This is a genomic window from Streptomyces chisholmiae, assembly GCF_031845445.1.
Classification (GTDB): Bacteria; Actinomycetota; Actinomycetes; order Streptomycetales; family Streptomycetaceae; genus Streptomyces; species Streptomyces chisholmiae.
In genome coordinates this window covers 301,883-321,946 of sequence record NZ_JAVREO010000007.1, presented here as the reverse complement: position 1 = coordinate 321,946, position 20,064 = coordinate 301,883, and the positions used below count along the sequence as shown (strand labels likewise).

The following is a 20,064-nucleotide window of genomic DNA, read 5'->3' as shown; positions in this document are numbered from 1 at the left end:
CCATCGGCCGCACCGGGGCCAGCCGGCGAGCGCGGGCGACTCCGCTGCCCTTCCTCACCAGGGCGGGCTCCCGCTCGCCCGATACCCCCCAGCCGCCGGCCTGGCCTTCGTCCCCCGGGCGCCGCCGGGCCGGTGGCTGCCCCAGCGCGGCGGGGGCCGGGCCGTAGCCGGGCTTTCAGCGGGTCAGTTCAAGTGTCCGCCGCACCAGTTCCAGGGCCTGGTCCACGCCTTGGTCGGCCAGGTAGACGAAGTCCACGAAGACGTGGTCGACATCGGTCTCGTCTCCGGTGCGGAGGATGATGTCCGCGATCTCCGGCAGGGTCGACTGGGAGGTCGGGTTGACGCGCAGGATGGCGTCGATACCGGCCGGGTCGCGGCCTTCCGCCTCGGCCAGGCGGCGGACCTGCCGCGGCGGCCGGTCGACCACCGCGGCCAGCACGCGGTCCCCCACCCACCGGCTGTCGGCTCCGAGTTCCTCGGCCTGTCGGGCGAAGTCGGCGACTTCGCCCAGTTCCTGGGCCCATCGCGCCGTACTGCGGAAGTGAGAACCCGATGCGCATACGAACTCCTGGCGGGTGACGATGAATTGACCGATGCGCTGCTGAGACGAGCGGACGGGTTACGGGACCAGGACGATCTTCCCCGTGGTGTGGCCGGTCATGATCTCGCGGTGGGCGGCGGCGGCCGCACGCAGCGGGTAGGTGCCCGCGACCACGACGCGCAGGCGGCCGGCCGCCGCCGCTTCCGTGAGCCGCAGGCGGGCGGCCTCCCGGATCTCGGTGCCGGGGTCGCCACCGGGTGCGCCGCCCAGGAGTCGGATGCCCGCGCGCGCCCCGCGCTGGTGGCCCGCGATGGTGGCGACGCGGAGGCGGTCCGGCACGAGCGCGACGGAGACGTCCACCGCCTCGTCGGTGCCCACGAGGTCGGCGGCCGCGTGCACGCCCTCCGGGGCAACCGCGCGTACCCGGTCCGCCAGTCCAGGGCCGTACTCGACCGGCCGGGCTCCCAGCTCCCGGAGCAGGTCGTGCTTGGCCTGGCTCGCCGTGGCCAGGACCGTGGCGCCGCGTGCCACGGCGAGCTGCACGGCAACGAGGCCGACGCCTCCCGCGGCGCCATGGATGAGCACCGTCTCGTCCTTGCCCAGGCCGATCGCCTCGAGAACGTGTACGGCGGTGCCGCCGGCGGCCAGCAGTCCGCCGGCCTGTTCCCAGGACAGGGCGGCCGGCTTCGGCACCACGGACGAGGCCGGTACGACGAGTTCGGTGGCGTAGGCGCCCGGCGCGTGCTGGGCGATCACCTCGTCGCCGACCGCGATCGGGCCCGCGGGGCCGACCGCGTCGTCGCCGACCGCGGTCACCACGCCGGCCGCCTCGACGCCGAGCCGCAGCGGCAGCCGCGCCGGATCGGCGCCGAAGACGCCGCTGTACACCTTGTGGTCGAACGGGTTGACACCGGCCGCGCGGACCGCGATGCGCACCTGCCGCGCCTTCGGCTCCGGGACGGCGATGTCGATCACCGACAGGACCTCGGGGCCGCCATACCCGCCCGCCACTACTGCTGCTGCCTTGCTCATGTTCTTCTCCTTCATCTCCCGGTGTGCCCGCGAGGGTGCCGTCCACCGGGAGTCGCTGCGCGGTGTGCGACCGTCGGCCTGGGCCGTGTCGCGTCGGATGGGAAAGGTCTCGGTAAGTACTCGGTGCCGGAAGTACTCGGTGCCGGCTCCCAGGACCGGGATGTCCCGGGGACGGCGGGTCGGTGTGGCCGGGAGCGGCGTGAGGGATCGGGGGCGCGGAGGCGCATCGTCGGGTGATCGGTCGTGGGCGGGGGCTGCGCGGCCGGCACACCGGCCGGGGGGCTCGCCGTTCATCGCGGCTCGGAACAGGCGTGGGGGTGGCTCAGTTCGGTCCGCGTGTTGATGCCGAGCTTGGCGAACACGTTCCCGAGGTGGTGGCCCACGGTGCGGTGGCTGATCCGCAGCTGCACGGCGATCTCCCGGTTCGTCAGCTGTTTGGCGGCCAACTGGGCTACCCGCTGTTCCTGCAGGGTGAGTTGGTTGGTCTCGTCGGTGTCCGGGCTGCCCCGACGGCCCGGCGGGCCGGTGAGGTCCTGTTCGCGCCGGGCGCGGCCGTGCAGCGGCTCGGCCCCGAGCCGGTCGAACACCTCGATGGCGGCCCCGATCTGGGCGCGCGCGTCGATCCGCCGACGGCACCGCCGCAGCCACTCGCCGTAGAACAGGTGAGCGCGTGCGTGGAGCAGCGGGTGCGACCGGACCCCTGGCACGTCGAGGGCGGCCCGGAAGGCGTCCTCGGCCCGGGGGCCCGGGAGAAGCGCGCGGGCGACGTGCGCGGCGGCGCGCGCCCAGGGCGCTCCGGTGCGCCGCGCCCAGGTTTCCAGCGCGCGTGCCCGTTCCTCCGCGAGGTCGTGCCGTCCGACGTGCACGGCCGCCTCGGCCGTGTCGAGGGCGGCCAGGAGCGCGAAGGTCGGGTGCTCCGCTCCGTGGCCCGGCTCGGCCAGGCGCACCAGGGCGTCCAGGGCCTCGTCGGGGCGTTCCTGGAACAGCGCCGCCAGGCCGCGGTTCCAGTACGCCGCCGCGCTCAGCGCGCGGACGCCCCGCGGCAGGGACGTCTCCAGGGTGCGGGCGGTGATCTCGGCGACCGTGCGTTCGTCACCGCGTGCGGCGGCGAGCCAGCCGAGGCTGGTGCGGCAGCGGGACGCGAGGTGGTCGGCGCCCATCTCCTCGGCCAGTCGTAGCCCCTCCGTGGCCGAGGACTCCGCATCCGGCCAGCGGCCAGCGACGTAGTCGAGGAGCGCGGTCCTGGCCAGGGCGTCGGCGAGTCGGGCGCGCTCGCCACGGCGCCGCAGGTGCGGCGTTCCGCGACGCAGCGCCTCCCTCATCGGCTTGTCGATGCCCCAGGCCAGCCCGAGGGGGGTCGGGGGCAGCAGGGGCAGCGCGGTCCTTCCGGCGCGGGTGCCGGCATCGTCGGCTTGGCGCGGGTGGGCCGACGGGGCGTCGCTCCACCAGGCCGGCGGGTCGGGTGATCCGGTCCGGTCACCGGCTTCGCCCGCGAGGAGCAGCGCGTACGTTTCGGCCCGTGGGTCGCCGCGTCCCGTGGACCAGGCGGCGTGCGCGGCCATGGCGGCCAGCTCCCGCGCCGTGCCCGGGTCCGCGACCTGGTGCGTGTCGGTGGTCAGGTAGTGGTGCGCCAGTTCGGGCGTGCCCCGGGCGAACTCGAGTACCCCCCGCAAACCCTGGCCGCGTCGGGCGATGTGCGCGCCGGGGGCCAGCCGTTCCGCCTCGTCGAGCAGGCACGCGGCGGTGGCGGCGCTGCCGGCGTCCCACGCGGCGCTGGCCGCTTCGGCGAGGCGTTGGGACGCGTCGATCGGCGTGGCCGAGAGTTCGGCGGCTCGCCGCAGTGCCCGTGCCGCGGTATCCGCGGCTCCGCGGAGCCGGGCGCGGGCCGCGGCCTGTTCGAGGAGCGTCGCGACGTGTTCGTCGCGGCCGTGGGCCACGGCGGCCAGGTGCCACACCCGTTCCGCCGCCTCGTCCGGCAGGGTGGCGGCCAGGGCGCGGTGGGCCCGTCGCCGCAGCGCGGCGTGGCAGCCCTCGTAGACGGCGCTCCGCACGACGGGGTGCCGGAACCCGACGTGGTTGTCCACCACGCGGAGCAGGCCCGCACCGGTCGCCTCCTCCCAGGCGGTGTCGTCGACGCCCGTCGCGCAGCCGGCGCGCTGCACCGTGAGCCGGTCGCCGTGCTCCTCGGCCGCGGCGAGTACGGTCAGCAGCCGCGCCGCGGGGCTCAGGGCGTCGATCGCGGCGCGGAAGGCCCGGCGCAGGCGCGGTCCGACGGGTGGTTGTCCCGGCCCGTGGCGGTGCTGGGCGTCGTCGAGGCCATTTCCGAAGGTGGCCAGCTCGTGCAGCGCCAGGGGGTTGCCGCCCGCCTCCCGGACCGTCGTGCGCACCGTGGTCTCGTCGGTGAACGGGGCCAGGGTCGCCAGGAGTTGTCGGGCGCTGTCGTCGGTGAGGCCTTCGACCCGCGCGTCGGCCAGGCCGTCCCAGTGGCGGACGGCCGGATCGCCGTGATCGGCGAGCAGGACCACGACGGGGTGCGCCGATACGCGGCGGGCGACGAATCCGAGGCACCGTGCGGTGGCCTCGTCGAGCCACTGCCCGTTGTCCACCAGGACGAGTACGGGCTGCCGCTCGGCGAGTGCGCAGAGCAGTGACAGCACGGCCGCCCCGATGGGCAGTTGGTTCGTCGGCTCCCCGCTCGTCCCGAGCGCGGCACGTAAGGCGGGTGCCTGGGCGGTCGGCAGCGACTCGACGTGGTCGGTGACCGGTCGCAGCAGGGCGTGCAGTCCGGCGAAGGCCAGGTCCGCTTCGGGCCGGGTGGCGAGGTGGCTCAACCGCAGGAAGTCCCCGGCCCGGTCGTGGGCGTGGCGCAGCAGAGCCGACTTGCCGATGCCCGGTTCGCCCCACAGGACGAGCGTGCCGCCGGTCCCGGCGCGAGCGCGGGAGAGGAGTTGGTCGAGGAGCGCGGTCTCCTCGCGGCGCCCGAACAGCTTGGCCGGCGCCGCCTCTGTCGGTGCTCCGGCACCGTGCGGGCCGGAGGGGAGCGGCGTCACGCGGCGCGTTCGGACTGGACGAGTTCGCGGGCGCGGGGCGCGACCTCGTGTCCGAAGAGGTCCAGGTCGGCGGGGGCGTCCGAGGCGAGGATGAAGCCGGAGACGCCGTACCGGAGGGCGAGGTCGGCGATCTGTTCGGCCCAGTCGCCGGCGGTCCCCTCCAGCAGCCCGCCGCCGGTGCCGGTGGTGAAGCGGCCGCGCAGGTTGAGCGTGCGGGTGACCGCCGCGGGCTCGCGGCCGGCGGCGGAGGCGGCCTCGTCGATCTGTTCGTTCATCGCGTCGAGCGACGCGGGGCCGTCGGGCAGGTAGTCCAGGGAGGGCAGCCAACCGTCGGCGACCCGGCCGGTCAGCCGGAGCATGCGCGGTTTGTAGGCGCCCACGCGGATCGGGATCCGATGGGCGGGCGTGGGCCCTCGCTTGGCGCCGGCCACGGTGTGGAACGCTCCGTCGATCCGGAGGGGGCCGGGTTCGTCGGTGGCCCACATCCCGCGGATGACGCGCACGGCCTCCTCCAACGCCTGGACGGCCTGGGCCGGTTCGAGGCGGCGGCCGCCCATCGCGGCGATGCCGTCCCAGAACGCGCCCGCGCCGATGCCCAGTTCGACCCGCCCGCCGGTGAGCCGGTCCAGGCTCGCGGCGGCGCGGGCCAGCACGGCCGGGGGGCGCAGCGGAAGGCTCAGCACGTTGCCGCTGATCCGGATCCGTTCGGTGCGTGCCGCGACATACGACATCAGGGTCCAGGTGTCCTGGAAGGCCGACTGGTAGGGGTGGTCCTGGAAGCTGACCAGGTCGAGTCCGGCCCGCTCGGACCGCAGGGCCAGCTCGACCGGTGCCTGCGGCGGGTCGGCGGTGGGGGTGACGAAGCTGCCGAACCACAGGGCGTGGTGGTAGTCGGTCATAGGTCGTGTCCTTCTGGGTGGTTCGTGGCGGGAGTGCGGGCGCAGGTGTCGCCGAACCCGCCCTCCGGGTGGAGCACCACCTCGCGTGCGCGCGGGCACGAGAGGGGTGCCGGCTGGTCGGGTCCGGGCGGGACGCTCGGGCCGGGGTCCGGACGCGGAGCTGGTGGCGGGGGGCGGCCGGGGCGGGCCCGGTCGACCGCTTCGTCGGCACCGCCCAGCACCACGGGCGAGGAGTGCGCGTGGTGTCGGGCCGGGCGTGCGTTCATGGCTCCAGGCTGCGCGACGATGACCATGATCAACAAGCGCGACATGACCGGGTCAGCACACCCAACTCGCTCTACTATCATGACCATATGGCCAGCCTGCGACCGCCCGACGAGTCCGCCACCGCCCCGGACCGGAGCCGCCCGGAAGTCGACTACGAGCACATCGACGACGCCGTGTGCCGCAGCTTCCAGCGCTCGGTCGAGTTGGTGGGCAGGAAGTGGACCGCCGCGGTGCTCCTGGCGGCGATGCGGGGGGCGCGCCGATTCGTCGACTACCGGGCGCGGGTCAGCGGAATCTCGAACCAACTGCTGTCCCAGCGCCTGCGCGAGTTGGAGAGTCACCAACTGATCGAGCGGGTCGTGGTGCCGACGACGCCCGTCCAGATCACGTACCAGCCCACCGAGCGGGGCGCCAGCCTGATGCGTGTTCTGCACCCTCTCGTCGAGTGGAGCGCCAAGAACGAGGGGTGAGGGCGCGACGACCCGCCCACGCGCAGACCGCCCCGGCGACCCACGCGCTGCGGGTTGCGACGCCTGCGCCTGCCATGGCCGACGCCGGACACGACCGGCGCGCCGGCGCGGCGATGGGCGGTGCGACGGACCAGGGCAGTCCTCCGCACCGCTCATCGGGTCGTACCGCTCAGGGTGGCGTCAGGTCAGGAAGACCGGGGGGTTCTCGCCCCGCAGGCGGTAGTTCGGGCGCGGCCTCTCCAGCCGGATCGACTCCAGCACGGTGTACGCGTGGTACTTGGTCTGGGTGGTGGCGCCGGCCAGCCGCTCCCACCACAGCTGGCCGTTGCTGGTCGTCTTCTCCAGCACGTGCCGGGTGGTGTAGTTCGCCATGGAGCTGATCCAGTTCTCGGTGCCGACGAAGATCCGGTTCCAGCCGGTGTCGGCCACGATGTCGGCGAGCGCGTCCGAGCGGCTGAACCGCTCGACCGCCTCCGTGGCGCCTTCGAGTACGTCGGCGAAGTACTCCACACACAGCTTCACCTGCTCGTAGGTGCCGTAGTGCATGTGGTGCCCGCCGACGAAGTAGTCGAAGTCGTAGTCGAGTATCTGCGACTGCGCCTCGTACCAGCCGGAGATGTTCTGCGAGGCGTCGCAGTGCATGAACGTCACGCTGCCCGGACTCACGATGTCCACGGCGGTGAGCACCTTCTGCTGGGGTGCGTAGACGAAGATGTTGCCGGGGCAGTGGTTCTCGCCCCGGTAGGACAGCTCCAGGCGCACTCCGCCCACTTCGAGGACGAGCTCGTCGTCGAAGACTTTCGTCGGCAGGGGGCGCTTCGGGTCGGGGAAGCGCTCCAGGAGTTCCCTGGTGATGCGGTGGGCCACGATCTCGACGTCGGGGCCGAAGACGGAGGCCGCGCCGATGTGGTCGGCGTGCCAGTGGCTGTAGATGAGGTGCGTCACCGGTTGATCGGTGACGTCCTCGATCGCCGCCAGCATGTTCTCGCCCAGCGTCGGCGGTGCGTCGATCGCGACCACACCGCGGTCGGTCACCACGAACGCGGCGTCGTAGCCGGCACTGGTGACCCAGTAGAAGCCGCCGCGCAGTTCCTCGACGTGGTAGCCGTACTTCTGGAAGTGCTCACTCTGGAAATAGGGAGGGTAATAGCCCTGGGGGTCCTCCGGGTCGTCCGCCCCCGCCTTGGGGAATCCGTAGGGGGCGATCCCGTAAAAGCTCTGGGAGTCGTCGACACTGATGGGTGTCTGGCCGTGCTGGCACATCGGTGAGATGCCTCTCTGTACGCTCGGGAATGCGTCGAACGGGTGGGCTGTCCCGTTCACGTGAAGCGAAGGACCGCCTTGGTGGCGCGGCCCGAACCGGCGTCGTCGAACGCCGCGTTGAGGTCGGAGAAGTCGTAGAAGGACAGCAGCCGGTCGATCGGGAACCGCCCCGCGCGGTAGAGCTGGGCGAGATCGTTGATCAGGAGCGAGGAGACAGCGTCGCCCTGGATGATCCCCCGCAACGACTGGCCGGCCGCGAGCCGGCCGGCGTCGATCACGGCGCCGGCGCCTTCGTGGAACGCCACGAAGCCGAATCGGCCCAGCGGTGCCAGGGCGCGGACCCCGGCATCGAGGTTCTCCGGGCGTCCGCTGGTGTCCAGGACGTACTCCAGGCCGCGCTCCTCGATGGCGCGGAGCGCGCCGGCCAGGTCCTCGACCTGGCCGGGGTTGACCAGGTGCGTCGCTCCGAGATCGCGGGCGAGCGCGAGCCGGCCGGCGTCGATGTCGACGGCGACGACCGTGGCGGCGCCCGCGACGCGGGCCGCCATCACCGCTGCCAGGCCCACCGCGCCCACGCCGAAGACGGCGAAGGTGGCCCCCACGGGGACGGCGAGTGCTTTGAGCACGGCCCCCGCGCCGGTCTGCAGCCCGCACCCCAGCGGGGCCAGGACGTCGAGGGGCAGGTCACGGGGGACCTTGACGGTGTTCCGTTGGTGGGTCAGCGCGTGGGTGGCGAAGGAGGACTGGCCGAAGAAGTGACCGTGCGGCTCCGCGCCCTGGGCGACGTGCAGGCCGTTTGAGCCATCGAGGCGGGCTGCGGCGAAGTTGGCTGCCCAGACGTCGTCACAGTAGGCCGCGTGGGAGGACAGGCACGGCTCGCAGCGGCCACACGAGTAGTAGGAGAGGACGACGTGGTCCCCGGGCTCGACGGTGGTGACGGCGGCCCCGACCCGTTCGACGACTCCCGCGCCCTCGTGTCCCAGGACCACCGGCAGCGGTGTCGACATGCGTCGCGCCCGCACCTGGGCGTCGGTCGCGCATATTCCGGTCGCGACCATGCGGACGAGTATCTCGTCGGGCCGCGGGTCCTCGATCTCGATATCACGGAACTCGAACGGCCCGTCCGGCTTTTCGAGGACCGCGGCGCGTGCGGACGTGGTCATATGTCGTGCGCCTCCCGCGAGGCGCCGCCGGCGCCGTGGCAATGGAGGAGAGAAATCATCAACGACTCCCAGATCGGGGTATTCGGCCTCGCGGCCTTGAGCGTGATCGACCCTAGGTCGGCCGCCCGTGCTCGCGGATCGGTCGCCCTATCGGTCGCGGCCTGGTTCCCGCGCCGACCGCCGTGCGCGGGCCCGGTGTGGTGCCCGACCGTCGGCGGTCCGTGCGGCACCGGGGCGAGGCGCCGGGCGTGGCGTGGCGCCGTCACTGCCGGCGGCCGGTGCGCGCGGCCTGTTCGACCCGGGCGATCAGGCGGCTGTTGTGGACGGCGTGCGCGAACCCCGGGGTGTGGTGGGTGCCGTGCGCGATGTCGCGCGCCAGGCCGGCGTACACCTCGCCCACGTTGATGGACGCGCCGGTCCAGATCTCGGCGGCGGTCGGGCCGGTGGCGGTGGCGACGGGGCTGTCGGGCGCGGTGAAGTCCACGTTCGAGGACAGCGTCAGGTCGCCGACCTGTACGCCCGCGGGGTGCTCGCCGGTCAGCCTCAGCCAGCCGTCCGAGCCGCGGACCTCCAGGCCGAAGTGGGCGTCGGGCGCGGGCACGCCCGCCAGTATCTGGACCCCGACCGGCGCGCCCGAGGCGGTCTTGACGATGGCGTCGAGGTGGTCCGGCACCTCCCGGACGGAGAGCTCGCCGGTGTCCACCAGCCTCACCCGCGGCCAGAGGAGCTCCGTGCGCGCGTCGATCTCGGTGATGTCACCGAGCACCGCCTCGACCACGTCCAGCACGTGGCCCGCCGCGATCGGCAGGAGGCCGGCTCCCGCCGCCGCCTCGTCGAAGTACGCGTACGCGCTCGCCGACTCCGGACCGTTCCCGAAGGTCGTCGCCACGACCCGGGCCGAGAGCAGCCGCCCGAGCCGGCCCTGGGCGATGATCTCCGCCGCGCGGCGCACCGACGGGTTGTGCCGGCCCTGGAGGCCGATCGCCGTGTGCAGCGAGCCCGCCGCGGCGGCCATCTCCTCCGCCTGCGCGACGGTCGTGCCCAGCGGGGACTCCGCGTACACGGCCTTGTTCGCCGCGAGGGCGGCCAGCACGAGTTCGCGGTGCGCGGGGACCTTGACGGCCACGGTCACGAGGTCGACGGCCGGATCGTGGATGAGCTGGAACGGGTCGGCGAACCAGCGTTCGGCGCCGAACGCCTCGGCGGCGCGGCGAGCGCTCTCCTCGTGCCGGGTCGCCACGGCCGCCAGCCGGAACGCCGGCTGTGCCGCCAGCGCGGGGACGTGCGACGCCCCCGCCCAGCTGGCCTTCGTGTCGGCCCCGATGATGCCGACCCGGATCACGCTGCTTGCCATGGTGTGGACAGCTCCTTCATCACTCTTCGATCGCGGTACGGCCATTCCGTGCCGTCCTTCTGACGGCTCGCCGGAATGCGGTGGGCTCTCCCCGCCGTGCGCGGCCGCCGCGTGGTGTCGCGGGGTGTTTCTCATCGGTCGATGGCGGCCATGTCGGGCTCGGCGTGGCGTTCGCCAGAGGCCGGCGTCACCTGGTTCAGGCGGGTGAGCTGGTCGGCGGTGAGCCGGATGCCGTCGGCGGCGCGGTTCTCCTCCAGCCGGTCGACGCGCCTGGTCCCGGGGATGGGCGCGATACCGTCGCCCTGGGCGAGCAGCCAGGCCAGCGCGACCTGCGCGAGCGTGGCCCCGGCCTCGTCGGCGATCTCGGTCACCTCGTCGAGGATGCGCAGGTTGCGGGTGAGGTTCTCGCCGGTGAACCGCGGGTTGGTGCGCCGCCAGTCGGTGGCGTCCAGGCCGTCCAGGGTGCGGATGGCGCCGGTGAGAAAGCCGTGCCCCAGCGGCGAGTAGGGCACCAGGCCGATGCCGAGCGCCCGCAACGTCGGCAGCACCCCGGCCTCGGGGTCGCGGGTCCACAGCGAGTACTCGGTCTGGACGGCGGCCACGGGATGGACCGCGTGCGCCCGGCGGACCGTCGCCGCGGACGCCTCCGACAGCCCGATGTGGCGCACCTTGCCCGCGGCCACCAACTCGCTCAACGCGCCCACCGTCTCCTCGATGGGGGTGCCGGGGTCGACGCGGTGCTGGTAGTACAGGTCGATGTGGTCGGTTCCGAGCCGCCGCAGCGACCCGTCGACGGCGGTGCGGATGTTGGCGGGGGTGCTGTCCGGGCCTGGCCGGCCGGTGTGGGAGACGAGGCCGAACTTGGTGGCGATGAACGCCTCGTCCCGGCGGCCCTTGACGGCACGGCCCACCAGTTCCTCGTTGACATAGGGCCCGTACACCTCGGCGGTGTCGAGGTGGGTGACACCGAGGTCCAGCGCGCGGTGCACGGTGCGGATCGACTCGGCTTCGTCGCGACCGGCTCCGGTGTAGAACGCCGACATCCCCATGGTCCCGAGGCCGATGCGCGAGACCTCGGCCCCTCCCAGTGATGTGACCCGCATGTGGTGGTTCCTTTTCTGGATCGGTGGACCGGCCCCGCGCGTGGCACGCGCACCCTGGTGGGGCGCCGCGACCGGAGTCGCGCCGCGCCGCCCTCGGGTGCGTGGCCGGGCGGCGCCGCGAGAAACTTGATGCGTCAATAAGTACACGCCCCAACTTGACGCGTCAACAAGGGGGCCGCCTAGGATGGCCGCATGGCCGACACCACAGCGGACACGGACGGACCGCGCCGGCGGCGCTCACGGAACGGGGCGACGGGCGACACCGCGACACCCGGCGACGCGGGAGCCGACGCGGGGAACCCCCCCGGGTCGGCCGCCGGAACGCGCTGGCTGAGCCCCGACGAGCGGGCGGCGTGGCTGGCCAACTCCGCGATCATGATCAGCCTGCCGGCCGCCCTGGACGCGCGGATGCAGCGCGAGTCACAGATGACCTTCTTCGAGTACATGGTGCTCTCGGTCCTGTCCGAACAGCCGGCGCACACCATGCAGATGAGTCATCTGGCCGCGCGGACCTCGGCGTCGCTGTCGCGGCTGTCGCATGTGGTCGGACGGCTGGAGAAGCGCGGACTGCTCACCCGAGCCCGGATCCCCGGCTCCGGCCGACGCACGAACGCGACCCTGACCGAGGCCGGTTACGCGGCGGTCGTGGCGGCGGCCCCGGGACACGTCGCGGCGGTCCGCGAATACCTGATCGAGGGGCTGGAGCCGCACGAGTTGGCGACCCTGCGCCGCATCGGCGCCGCGGTCGACGCCGCCATCAAGCGCCGGCACCCCGACGCGGTCTCCGCGGCGTCCGACCCGACCGGGACACCCGAGTCCGGTTAGCGCCGCACCACTTCGCTCGCTCGCCGGCCGGCGAGGTGGGTGCGGTCCTGGCGGTCGGGGACGCGTCGGTCGCCGGCCCTGACCGGTGCGCGGTGGCCACCCGGACGACGGTCGGCTCCGCGAGCGGCCGCGGGCCGGCCGTGAGGACGGACAGCGGCGAAAGCCGCCCCAGGCCGCCAGGGAGGTCATCGGTAACCGAGTTCCGCGGAAAAGCGGGACTCACCCTGGTGGAATTCATGGGTTCTCGGAGTTTTCCGAGCCCTCCTGTCGAAGTCTGTGAATACCCGCTCGACGCCCAGGAGAAGTGGTGCGGCGCGCGTTCCACACGGCGGGGATTTCGTTTTCTTCTCGACCGGCGAGGCCCGCCCGCTATGGGTTCTCAACTATCCGAAAAATAAAGCCGGTTCATCGGGACAGACGCATTGACGCCCCCGGACCCCCTTCCTATTCTCTGTCCGACGTGAAGAACGGCGTCCGGCATATCGAACACACTGCATGTGTCGGCCTGGGACGGCCGACCAGCCCCGCCGTCCCGCCGCGCCTTCGCACCCCCCACCTCAGGAGCCGCTCATGTCCCCCACACGGCGATCGTTCCTCACCCTCGGCGCCGGCTCGGCGCTCGCCCTCGGCCTCTCCGGCCCGACGGCGAGCGCCCTCGCCGGTACCGCCAGGGTGCCCGCCGCCAGCGACGCGCCGGCCGAGCCGTTCGCGGTCGGGCTGCGGGAGTTCCACTGGAGCCGCGGTGACCGCGCGCTGGTCACCCGGGTCTGGTACCCCGCGCAGGGCTCGCCCGGCGGCGACCCGGTCCGCGACGCCCCCGTCGCGGACGGCGTCTTCCCCGTCGTCGAATGGAGCCACGGCCTCTACGGAACCCCCGAGGTCTACCTCGCGGAGATCCTCCCCCTGGCCGAGGCGGGCTTCGTCGTCCCGGCGCCCGTCTTCCCCACCACCTCGGAGGGCTCGGCGGGCAACATCCAGGACGTCTACAACGGCAACCAGTCGAGGGACGTCTCCGAGGTGATCAGCCGCGCGCTCGCGCTCAACAACACTCCGGGCGATCCGTTCGCCGGACACCTCGACGTGGCGGCCGGGGTCGGCGTCGCGGGCCACTCACTGGGCGGAATGACCACCCACGGCCTGCTCACCGCCTGGCCGGACCGCAGGGTCAGGGCCGCCGTCCCGTTCGCCTGCGTGGACATGGGCGACCCGACGGGCGAGGTCGCCGCCAACACCCTGTTCCTGCACGGTGACCAGGACCCGGTCTGCCAGTACTCCCTCGCGCGCCAGGCATACACCGAGCTGGCCGCGCCGAAGGCGTTCCTCACCCATGTCGGCCAGGGGCACGACGAGTACGTGTGGGGCAACGGGGCCACCTACCCACAGACCCGCGCCACCTTCGTGGACTGGATGCGGTGGAGCCTCTACGCCGACACCGCGGCCCGCGACCGCCTCGCGGAGGACGCCTCCTCCAGCGGCACCGTCTGGGAAGCCGAACTCGGCTGACCCGACGGCCCCCACCCCACGACCGCCCGCCTCCGAGGAAAGGCAGTCCCCCGCCATGTCACCCCCCACACCCCGCCCCAGCCGTCGCGGCCTGCTCGCCGGGGCGGCCGGCCTCGGCGTCACCGCCGCCCTCTCCCCCTGGCCACGTCCGCACTCCACGGCGTCGGCGGCGACCACCGGCGTCCGCCCACTGGCCGACTTCACCAACCCCGTGCTCTGGCAGGACTTCGCGGACATCGAGGTGCTGCGCGTCGGCGACACCTTCTACTACTCGGCCTCCACCATGCACTACTCCCCCGGCGCACCCGTCCTGCGCTCCTGGAACCTGGTGGACTGGGAGTTCGCCGGCCACTCCGTGCCCCGACTGGACTTCGGCGCCAAGTACGACCTCGACGGCGGCCGGGCGTACGTGGACGGCATCTGGGCCTCCACCCTCAACCACCGGGCCAGCGACGGCCGCTTCTACTGGCTGGGACAGACCGACTTCTCCCAGACCCACGTCTACACCGCGACCGACGTCGAGGCCACCTGGGAACGGATCGCCACCATCCCCCGCGCCTACTACGACGCCGGGCTGCTCTTCGACGGCGACACCCCCTACGTCGCCTACGGCAACACCCAGATCTCCGTCGCCCAGCTGTCGCCCGACCTGACGAGCGAGGTGCGCGACGAACACGTCTTCAGCACCCCCTCCGGCATCGGCACGTTGGAGGGAGCCAGGTTCTACCGGATCAACGGCAGCTACTACATCTTCCTGACCCGGCCGGCCAACGGCCAGTACATCCTCAAGTCCTCCTCCCCCTTCGGCCCCTACGAGCTACGGGAACTCCTCCTGGACCTCCCCGGCCCGATCCAGGGCGGCGGCGTGCCCCACCAGGGCGGGCTGGTCGACACCCCCGGCGGCGACTGGTACTACCTGGCGTTCGTCGACGCCTACCCCGGCGGCCGGGTCCCCGCGCTCGCCCCGATCACCTGGACCAGCGACGGCTGGCCCCAACTCCAGCTCGTCAACGGCGCCTGGGGCACCACCTACCCGGCGCCCGACGTGCCGGCGCCGCCCCGTGCGACCAGGCCCATGACCGGCCTCGACACCTTCGATGGCAGCACGCTCGCCCCGCACTGGGAATGGAACCACAACCCGGACACCAGCAGGTTCGCCGTGGACAACGGCCTGACCCTCACCACCGCCACCGTCACCGCCGACCTGTACGCCGCCCGGAACACCCTCACCCGCCGCGTCCAGGGCCCCACGTCGACCGCCACCATCGAACTCGACCACACCGGCATGACGGACGGAGACCGCGCCGGCCTCGCGCTGCTGCGCGACTCCTCCGCCTACCTCGGCCTGGTCCGGGAGGGCGGCACCACCCGGCTCGCCATGGTCGACGACATCACCATGGACAGCGACTGGAACACCATCTCCACCGGCACCGAACGTGCCACCGCCGCCGTCGCTGGCACCCGGATCTGGCTGCGGGCCTGGGCCGACATCACGCCCGGCGCGGGGCGGCAGGCCCACTTCTCCTACAGCACCGACGGCTCCACCTTCACCGACCTCGGCCCCGGCTTCACCCTCAAGAACGCCTGGCAGTTCTTCATGGGCTACCGCTTCGCGATCTTCCACCACGCCACCCGGGCTCTGGGGGGCAGCGTGCGCGTCGCGAGCTTCGACCTCACCACCCCCTGAGCCGCGCGCCACGCGGTCCCCACTCCTCTCCCCCCACGGACAGAAAAGAGGAACCCCATGACCAGGACCACCCGTCGCCGGCACCCGCGGCGTCGCGCCAGGACCCTCGTCGCCACGCTGACCGCCACCGGCATCGCCGCAACCGGGATGCTCGTCTTCGCCGGCACCGCGCACGCCGCCGACACCCTCGGCGCGGCGGCCGAGCAGAGCGGCCGGTACTACGGCGCGGCCGTCGCCCAACAGTTCCTCGGCGAGGCGGACTACGCCGCCACCCTGAACCGGGAGTTCAACAGCGTGGTCGCCGAGAACGCCATGAAGTGGGACGCGACCGAGCCAAGCCGCGGGCAGTTCACCTTCCAGGGCGGCGACCAGATCGTCGACCACGCCCGGAGCCAGGGCATGGAGGTGCGCGGCCACACCCTGGTCTGGCACGCCCAACAGCCCTCCTGGGTCGCCGGACTGGGCGGAGACGACCTCCGGCAGGCGATGCTCGACCACATCCGTGGCGTCGCCGGCCACTACGCCGGCCAGATCTCCTCCTGGGACGTGGTCAACGAGGCGTTCGAATGGGACGGCAGCCGCCGCCAGTCCAACCTGCAGCAGCAACTCGGTGACGGCTGGATCGAGGAGGCGTTCCGCGCGGCCGAGGCCGCGGACCCGCAGGCCAAGCTGTGCTACAACGACTTCGGCACGGACGCCGTCAACGCCAAGAGCGACGGCATCTACGCCATGGTCCAGGACTTCCTCAACCGCGGCGTGCCCATCGACTGCGTCGGCTTCCAGACCCACCTCTCCTCCAACGCCGACCTCTCCTCCTACCAGGCGAACCTGCAGCGCTTCGCCGACCTCGGCGTCGACGTCGAGATCACCGAGCTGGACGTGGGCGGCTCCGGCTCCGCCCAGGCCAACGTCTACCGGGGCGTCACCCAGGCGTGCGTGGCCGTCTCCCGCTGCACCGGCATCACCGTGTGGGGCATCACCGACAGGTACTCCTGGCGGTCGGACGAGACCCCGCTGCTGTTCGACGGCAACTACCAGAAGAAGGAGGCGTACCAGGCCGTCCTCGACGTGCTGAACGGTGCCGCGCCGCGGGGCGACGACCAGGACGGCGACCCCGAGGGCCTCGCCTACTCCCCGGCGGCCTGGCGCCCGAGCCACCACGCCCTTCCCTGAGCACCAGGGTCCGGGCCCACGGCGTGGCCGGCGCGGTGGCACGGGACTCCCCCGCGAAGGGGACCCGTGCCACCGCGCCGCGCGTCCGAGGAGAGCGGCCCCCGCACCGCGCCGGGTGGCGCTCGGGTCGAGCGTCAGCAGGCCGCAACGGTCCTCCGCCGTCTGCCGGAGCGGGCACCCGCGCGGGGCGGTCCGGGTACCGTCGTACGTGGCCGGGCTTTACGACGCGGTCGTCGGACCCCGGCAGGGGCGACGGGGGATGGCCGGGGTAGCCCGGAGTGGTCCGGCTCCGACCGAACGGCCCCCATTGCCTCGTCCCGCGGGGAATCCGTCGGGTCCGGGACCCATCCGCGCGGCGTCCGGCCACGAATGAGGAGGCGAACGCGTACGTCCGACTCCGGAGGAGCCATGACCTCATCCCCCCTCAGCCCACCCCACCGCGCCCCTCGCGGGGTCGCCGGAGGTGCGGCGCGGTGAGGCGACAAGCCCGGATCGGGCCGGAGCCAGCGGCCACACCGGATCTCTCCGACCTGTTGGGTGAGGTCGCCAAGGGCGACCACGAGGCGTTCGCCGCGCTGTACGACATCGTCTCCGGGCCGGTGCTGGGGCTGGTGCGCGGCGTGCTGCGCGACCCGGCGCAGTCGGAGGAGGTCGCCCAGGACGTGCTGGTCGAGGTGTGGCGGCAGGCGCCGCGCTACCGCAGGGACCGGGGCTCGGCGATGGCCTGGGTCATGACCATGGCGCACCGCAGGGCGGTGGACCGGGTGCGCTCGGCGCAGGCCGCCACCGACCGGGAGCGGCGGGCGGCGCTGCTGGAGCGGACGCCCCCGTTCGACGAGGTCACCGAACAGGTCGAGACCCGGCTGGAGCGTGAGCAGGTGCGGCGTTGCGTCGACGGGCTCACCCCGCGCCAGCGCGAGTCGGTGACCCTGGCCTACTACCGGGGCCTGACCTACCGGGAGGTGGCGGAGGTGCTGTCGCTGCCGTTGGGTACGGTCAAGACGCGGCTGCGCGACGGTCTGATCCGACTGCGGGACTGCCTGGGGGTGACGGGGTGAACGAGTCGATCGACGACGCCGAACTGCACACGCTCACCGGCGCCTACGCCGTGAACGCGGTGCCCGAGGACGAGCGGGCCAGGTTCGAGCGGCATCTGGAGCGCTGCGCCTCCTGTGCCCGGGAGGTGTCCGAACTGAGCGCGACCGCCGCCCGGTTGGGTGGTGCGATGAGCAGGCCGGCGGCGCCGGCGATGCGCCGGGCGGTGCTGGAGCGGATCACGAGGGTGCGGCAGGAGTCGCCGCGCGGCGCGGTGCGGCGGGCGGTGCGGCGGCTGCCTCCGCTGACCCTGGCGGCGTGCCTGGCGGCGGCGCTGCTGGGTGGCACCACGGCATGGCAGTGGTACAGCGCGGAGCAGGCCCGCGAGCGGGTGGAGCGGGCCGAGCGGCGGGCGGACGAGTTGGCCGCCGTGCTCTCCTCGCCCGACGTGCGGGTCACCACCGGTGAGGTGCCGGGCGGCGGCCGGGCGACGGTGATCCTCTCCCCGGGGCACGACCGGGCGGCGTTCCTGGCCTCGGGGCTGCCCACCCCGCCGGACGGGCTGGTCTACCAGTTGTGGTTCGACGAGGGGGGCGCGATGCGGCCGGCGGGTCTGTTGGAGTCGGGCGGCGAGGAGGCGATGCTGATGGACGGCCGGGTCGGGCAGGCCACCGGGATGGGCATCACGGTGGAACCGGCCGGCGGCTCGGCGCGGCCGACCTCGGAACCGCTGGCCGCGATGGACTTCGCCGGCTGAGCCGGGGCGGTGCCGCCCGTGCAGGGGCCAGGGCCCCCGCGGGGCCGGGCCTACCCGGGCCACCGCCCTCACGAGCCACTCGCCGCTCTTCGAGCTGGCTGCCACCGGGATGGCGCCACATCGCCCCATCCTCGTTTCCGGCCCCGCCCATGCCCATGCCGCGACGACGTCGATCTGATCATGCCCGCCTACCTCGCCGTCTTCGCAACGATTGGCGTGACGTTGGGGCCGAGATCCGCCCTGCCCCCTGGCGAGGGGCTCGGCGAAGAGAACGAGGGATGTACCCCTCTGATCAGCCACCGATGAGCCGGGATCCCGGGCGCTGCGTCCGGGTGAAGGGCCGTAACCGGGCGGGGGTGCGTCCGTTGACCGGGGCAAGGTTCGCCCCTTGGTTCGGTACGGAACAGGAGTGCTTGATGTCTCTTCGTCGTTTTGTGTCCCGCGCGGTGGTGAGTGTCGCTGCCGTGACGCTCGGCGTCCTCGGGCTGGCCGGCACCGCGTCCGCGGACGTCGTCGTCGGCTTCGAGGCCGGCGGAATCTCCAGCACCGTCAACTGGTTCGACAACGACTAGTCGTATGAGGCCAGGACGTTGTTCGACGGTCTTGGCCTGAGCGCTGGCGCGTCCGTGGACGCGCCAGCCGCCGTCGGTATCCGGCCGACCTTCTTGACGTCGACGTGGACCATGTGTCCCGGGCGGCGAGCGGTGATCTTCCGCGGTTCCCGGTTCGTGTCGCCGCTGGGATCGATGAACCGGCGTCGGTTCAGGCCGATTTCGATGCGCGGGCTCGGGAGATGCCCATCTCGGCGGCCACCTGGGCGATCGGGCGGATACGGCAGCGCCGCACGACGCGTGGTCGGCCCTCGTGGGACAGCGGGGCGTTGCGGTGCGTCACAGGTGGTTCCTAGCGCCAGGGATCGAGGGCGTGCTTGCCGTGAGTGGCGCCTGCTTGGAGTTGCCGGAGCACCTCGGGCCCTTCGGCCAGGGGGTGGACCTGGGGAGTTCCTGGCGGGTAGACGCCGTTGGTGACGAGCGCCGCGATCTCGGCGAGCAGCGACTGGTAGAGGGATGGGGCCTCGGTCGCGAGCGCACCGATGTGCAGGCCCTTGATCGCTGCGTGGTGGGTGAAGACCAGGTCGTGTGTGGTGATGGTGGCGTCGCCGGAGGCGGCTCCGAAGACGACGATGCGGCCGGTGAAGGGTTTGGCGACTGCCAGGCTGGTGGCGAGGGTGGCCTTGCCCACCGATTCCAGGACCAGGTCGACCCCGGCTCCGCCGGTCAGCCGGGTGATCTCGTCGGCAAGTCCGGGATGGCGGCTGTCCAGGACCTCGTTGGCGCCGAGTGCTCTGACGGCGTGGTGCTTGTCCGGGGAGGCCGTGGCGATCACGCGGGCGCCGTAGTGGCGGGCGAGGCGGAGGGCGGCCTGTCCCACGCCGCCGGCGGCGGCATGGATGAGCACCACATCGTCGGTCTTGATCTGACCCAGCGGCTTGAGGGCGGCCAGCGCGGTGGCCCAGTTCAGCACCATGCCGAGCGCTTCGGCGTCGCTCCAGCCGGTCGGCACGGGCAGGACGCCAGCGGTCGGCATCGTCATGTACTGCGCGAAGGCGCCCGGACCGGCTCCGATGACATGAGTACCGAGAGGAAGCGGGTGTTCGACATCCGTGCCGATCCCCACGATCTCGCCGGCGGCTTCGAAGCCCGCCACGTAGGGTGGCTGCGGCCCGCCGACATAGGTTCCGTTGGTCTGCATGACGTCGGCGAAGTTGACCCCGGCAGAGCCGACGCGGATCAGATACTCGCCGGGGCCCGGAGTGGGACGGCGCTGATCGGCGGTGAGGGCGAGGTCCTTCGGTCCCCGGTGCGAGTGCTGGATGAGGGCTCGTATCGTCTGGTCAGCGGTCTGCCGCGGCTCGTTGATCTCCATGCGCCGAACCTAGGAA

17 protein-coding genes and 1 pseudogene are annotated in these 20,064 nt (G+C 72.9%); 8 read left to right on the top strand and 10 right to left on the bottom strand.

Translation table 11 applies throughout. The annotated features are described in order from the left end of the window. Window positions 1–175: 175 nt before the first annotated feature. From RM844_RS14520 to RM844_RS14505, 4 genes are all read right to left on the bottom strand, one after another. Window positions 176–451, bottom strand: a complete 276-nt coding sequence (locus tag RM844_RS14520) for a hypothetical protein (protein ID WP_311667562.1) — start codon at window positions 449–451, stop codon at window positions 176–178. 168 nt (window positions 452–619) lie between these two features. After that, entirely contained in the window at window positions 620–1,552 is a 933-nt protein-coding gene (locus RM844_RS14515) for an NADP-dependent oxidoreductase (protein ID WP_311667632.1), read from the bottom strand. Window positions 1,553–1,863: 311 nt separating this feature from the next. Next, a complete protein-coding gene (locus tag RM844_RS14510; RefSeq protein ID WP_311667561.1) occupies window positions 1,864–4,623 on the bottom strand; it encodes a helix-turn-helix transcriptional regulator in 2,760 nt (919 codons plus the stop codon). Then, window positions 4,620–5,522: an LLM class flavin-dependent oxidoreductase gene (locus RM844_RS14505; RefSeq protein WP_311667560.1), complete on the bottom strand. Its 903-nt coding sequence runs from the start codon at window positions 5,520–5,522 to the stop codon at window positions 4,620–4,622. Before RM844_RS14505 ends, RM844_RS14510 begins: the two co-directional genes overlap by 4 nt. A gap of 353 nt (window positions 5,523–5,875) precedes the next feature. On the opposite strand from RM844_RS14505, the gene RM844_RS14500 reads away from it, so the two are divergent. Continuing rightward, window positions 5,876–6,259: a winged helix-turn-helix transcriptional regulator gene (locus RM844_RS14500; protein ID WP_311667559.1), complete on the top strand. Its 384-nt coding sequence runs from the start codon at window positions 5,876–5,878 to the stop codon at window positions 6,257–6,259. Between the two features lie 180 nt (window positions 6,260–6,439). Here RM844_RS14500 and RM844_RS14495 read toward each other — a convergent pair whose 3' ends face one another. The 4 genes from RM844_RS14495 to RM844_RS14480 all read right to left on the bottom strand — a co-directional run bounded on the left by RM844_RS14495 (window position 6,440) and on the right by RM844_RS14480 (window position 11,142). Beyond that, on the bottom strand, window positions 6,440–7,522 hold the full coding sequence (locus RM844_RS14495; protein ID WP_311667558.1) for an MBL fold metallo-hydrolase: 1,083 nt from the start codon (window positions 7,520–7,522) through the stop codon (window positions 6,440–6,442). A gap of 56 nt (window positions 7,523–7,578) precedes the next feature. Then, entirely contained in the window at window positions 7,579–8,685 is a 1,107-nt protein-coding gene (locus RM844_RS14490; protein WP_311667557.1) for an NAD(P)-dependent alcohol dehydrogenase, read from the bottom strand. A 262-nt stretch (window positions 8,686–8,947) separates the two neighbouring features. After that, complete coding sequence (locus RM844_RS14485; RefSeq protein ID WP_311667556.1) at window positions 8,948–10,039, bottom strand: Gfo/Idh/MocA family protein; 1,092 nt, start codon at window positions 10,037–10,039, stop codon at window positions 8,948–8,950. A gap of 131 nt (window positions 10,040–10,170) precedes the next feature. Continuing rightward, complete coding sequence (locus tag RM844_RS14480; protein ID WP_311667555.1) at window positions 10,171–11,142, bottom strand: aldo/keto reductase; 972 nt, start codon at window positions 11,140–11,142, stop codon at window positions 10,171–10,173. Window positions 11,143–11,334: 192 nt separating this feature from the next. Here RM844_RS14480 and RM844_RS14475 point away from each other — a divergent pair, with 192 nt between their 5' ends. The 7 genes from RM844_RS14475 (at window position 11,335) to RM844_RS14445 (ending at window position 18,694) form a co-directional block, all read left to right on the top strand. After that, complete coding sequence (locus RM844_RS14475) at window positions 11,335–11,967, top strand: MarR family winged helix-turn-helix transcriptional regulator (RefSeq protein ID WP_311667554.1); 633 nt, start codon at window positions 11,335–11,337, stop codon at window positions 11,965–11,967. Window positions 11,968–12,537: 570 nt separating this feature from the next. Next, the gene (locus RM844_RS14470) at window positions 12,538–13,470 is read left to right on the top strand and encodes an alpha/beta hydrolase family protein (RefSeq protein WP_311667553.1); all 933 of its coding nucleotides are present in this window, start codon (window positions 12,538–12,540) and stop codon (window positions 13,468–13,470) included. A 55-nt stretch (window positions 13,471–13,525) separates the two neighbouring features. Beyond that, entirely contained in the window at window positions 13,526–15,157 is a 1,632-nt protein-coding gene (locus tag RM844_RS14465; protein WP_311667552.1) for a glycoside hydrolase family 43 protein, read from the top strand. A 57-nt stretch (window positions 15,158–15,214) separates the two neighbouring features. Further along, a complete protein-coding gene (locus RM844_RS14460; RefSeq protein ID WP_311667551.1) occupies window positions 15,215–16,330 on the top strand; it encodes an endo-1,4-beta-xylanase in 1,116 nt (371 codons plus the stop codon). A gap of 473 nt (window positions 16,331–16,803) precedes the next feature. Beyond that, window positions 16,804–17,388 carry a sigma-70 family RNA polymerase sigma factor gene (locus RM844_RS14455; protein WP_311667550.1) on the top strand — a complete coding sequence of 195 codons (585 nt, stop codon included), beginning with the start codon at window positions 16,804–16,806 and terminating at the stop codon, window positions 17,386–17,388. Window positions 17,389–17,396: 8 nt separating this feature from the next. Beyond that, window positions 17,397–18,122: an anti-sigma factor gene (locus tag RM844_RS14450; protein WP_311667631.1), complete on the top strand. Its 726-nt coding sequence runs from the start codon at window positions 17,397–17,399 to the stop codon at window positions 18,120–18,122. Between the two features lie 416 nt (window positions 18,123–18,538). Continuing rightward, on the top strand, window positions 18,539–18,694 hold the full coding sequence (locus tag RM844_RS14445) for a hypothetical protein (protein ID WP_311667634.1): 156 nt from the start codon (window positions 18,539–18,541) through the stop codon (window positions 18,692–18,694). A 199-nt stretch (window positions 18,695–18,893) separates the two neighbouring features. On the opposite strand, the pseudogene RM844_RS33740 reads toward RM844_RS14445, so the two are convergent. Beyond that, a pseudogene (locus RM844_RS33740) lies at window positions 18,894–19,016 on the bottom strand (IS481 family transposase); the annotation flags it as partial. A 9-nt stretch (window positions 19,017–19,025) separates the two neighbouring features. Beyond that, window positions 19,026–20,048, bottom strand: coding sequence for a zinc-binding dehydrogenase (locus tag RM844_RS14435; protein ID WP_311667549.1), 1,023 nt, complete (start codon window positions 20,046–20,048; stop codon window positions 19,026–19,028). Window positions 20,049–20,064 lie beyond the last annotated feature (16 nt).

Excerpts from the sequence above, each read along its gene's own strand:
- RM844_RS14470 (WP_311667553.1), top strand. The coding sequence starts at position 12,538 with ATGTCCCCCACACGGCGATCGTTCCTCACCCTCGGCGCCGGCTCGGCG.
- RM844_RS14460 (WP_311667551.1), top strand. The coding sequence starts at position 15,215 with ATGACCAGGACCACCCGTCGCCGGCACCCGCGGCGTCGCGCCAGGACC.
- RM844_RS14435 (WP_311667549.1), bottom strand. The coding sequence starts at position 20,048 with ATGGAGATCAACGAGCCGCGGCAGACCGCTGACCAGACGATACGAGCC.
- RM844_RS14505 (WP_311667560.1), bottom strand. The coding sequence starts at position 5,522 with ATGACCGACTACCACCACGCCCTGTGGTTCGGCAGCTTCGTCACCCCC.
- RM844_RS14480 (WP_311667555.1), bottom strand. The coding sequence starts at position 11,142 with ATGCGGGTCACATCACTGGGAGGGGCCGAGGTCTCGCGCATCGGCCTC.
- RM844_RS14490 (WP_311667557.1), bottom strand. The coding sequence starts at position 8,685 with ATGACCACGTCCGCACGCGCCGCGGTCCTCGAAAAGCCGGACGGGCCG.
- RM844_RS14485 (WP_311667556.1), bottom strand. The coding sequence starts at position 10,039 with ATGGCAAGCAGCGTGATCCGGGTCGGCATCATCGGGGCCGACACGAAG.
- RM844_RS14475 (WP_311667554.1), top strand. The coding sequence starts at position 11,335 with ATGGCCGACACCACAGCGGACACGGACGGACCGCGCCGGCGGCGCTCA.
- RM844_RS14500 (WP_311667559.1), top strand. The coding sequence starts at position 5,876 with ATGGCCAGCCTGCGACCGCCCGACGAGTCCGCCACCGCCCCGGACCGG.
- RM844_RS14495 (WP_311667558.1), bottom strand. The coding sequence starts at position 7,522 with ATGTGCCAGCACGGCCAGACACCCATCAGTGTCGACGACTCCCAGAGC.
- RM844_RS14445 (WP_311667634.1), top strand. The coding sequence starts at position 18,539 with ATGTCTCTTCGTCGTTTTGTGTCCCGCGCGGTGGTGAGTGTCGCTGCC.
- RM844_RS14465 (WP_311667552.1), top strand. The coding sequence starts at position 13,526 with ATGTCACCCCCCACACCCCGCCCCAGCCGTCGCGGCCTGCTCGCCGGG.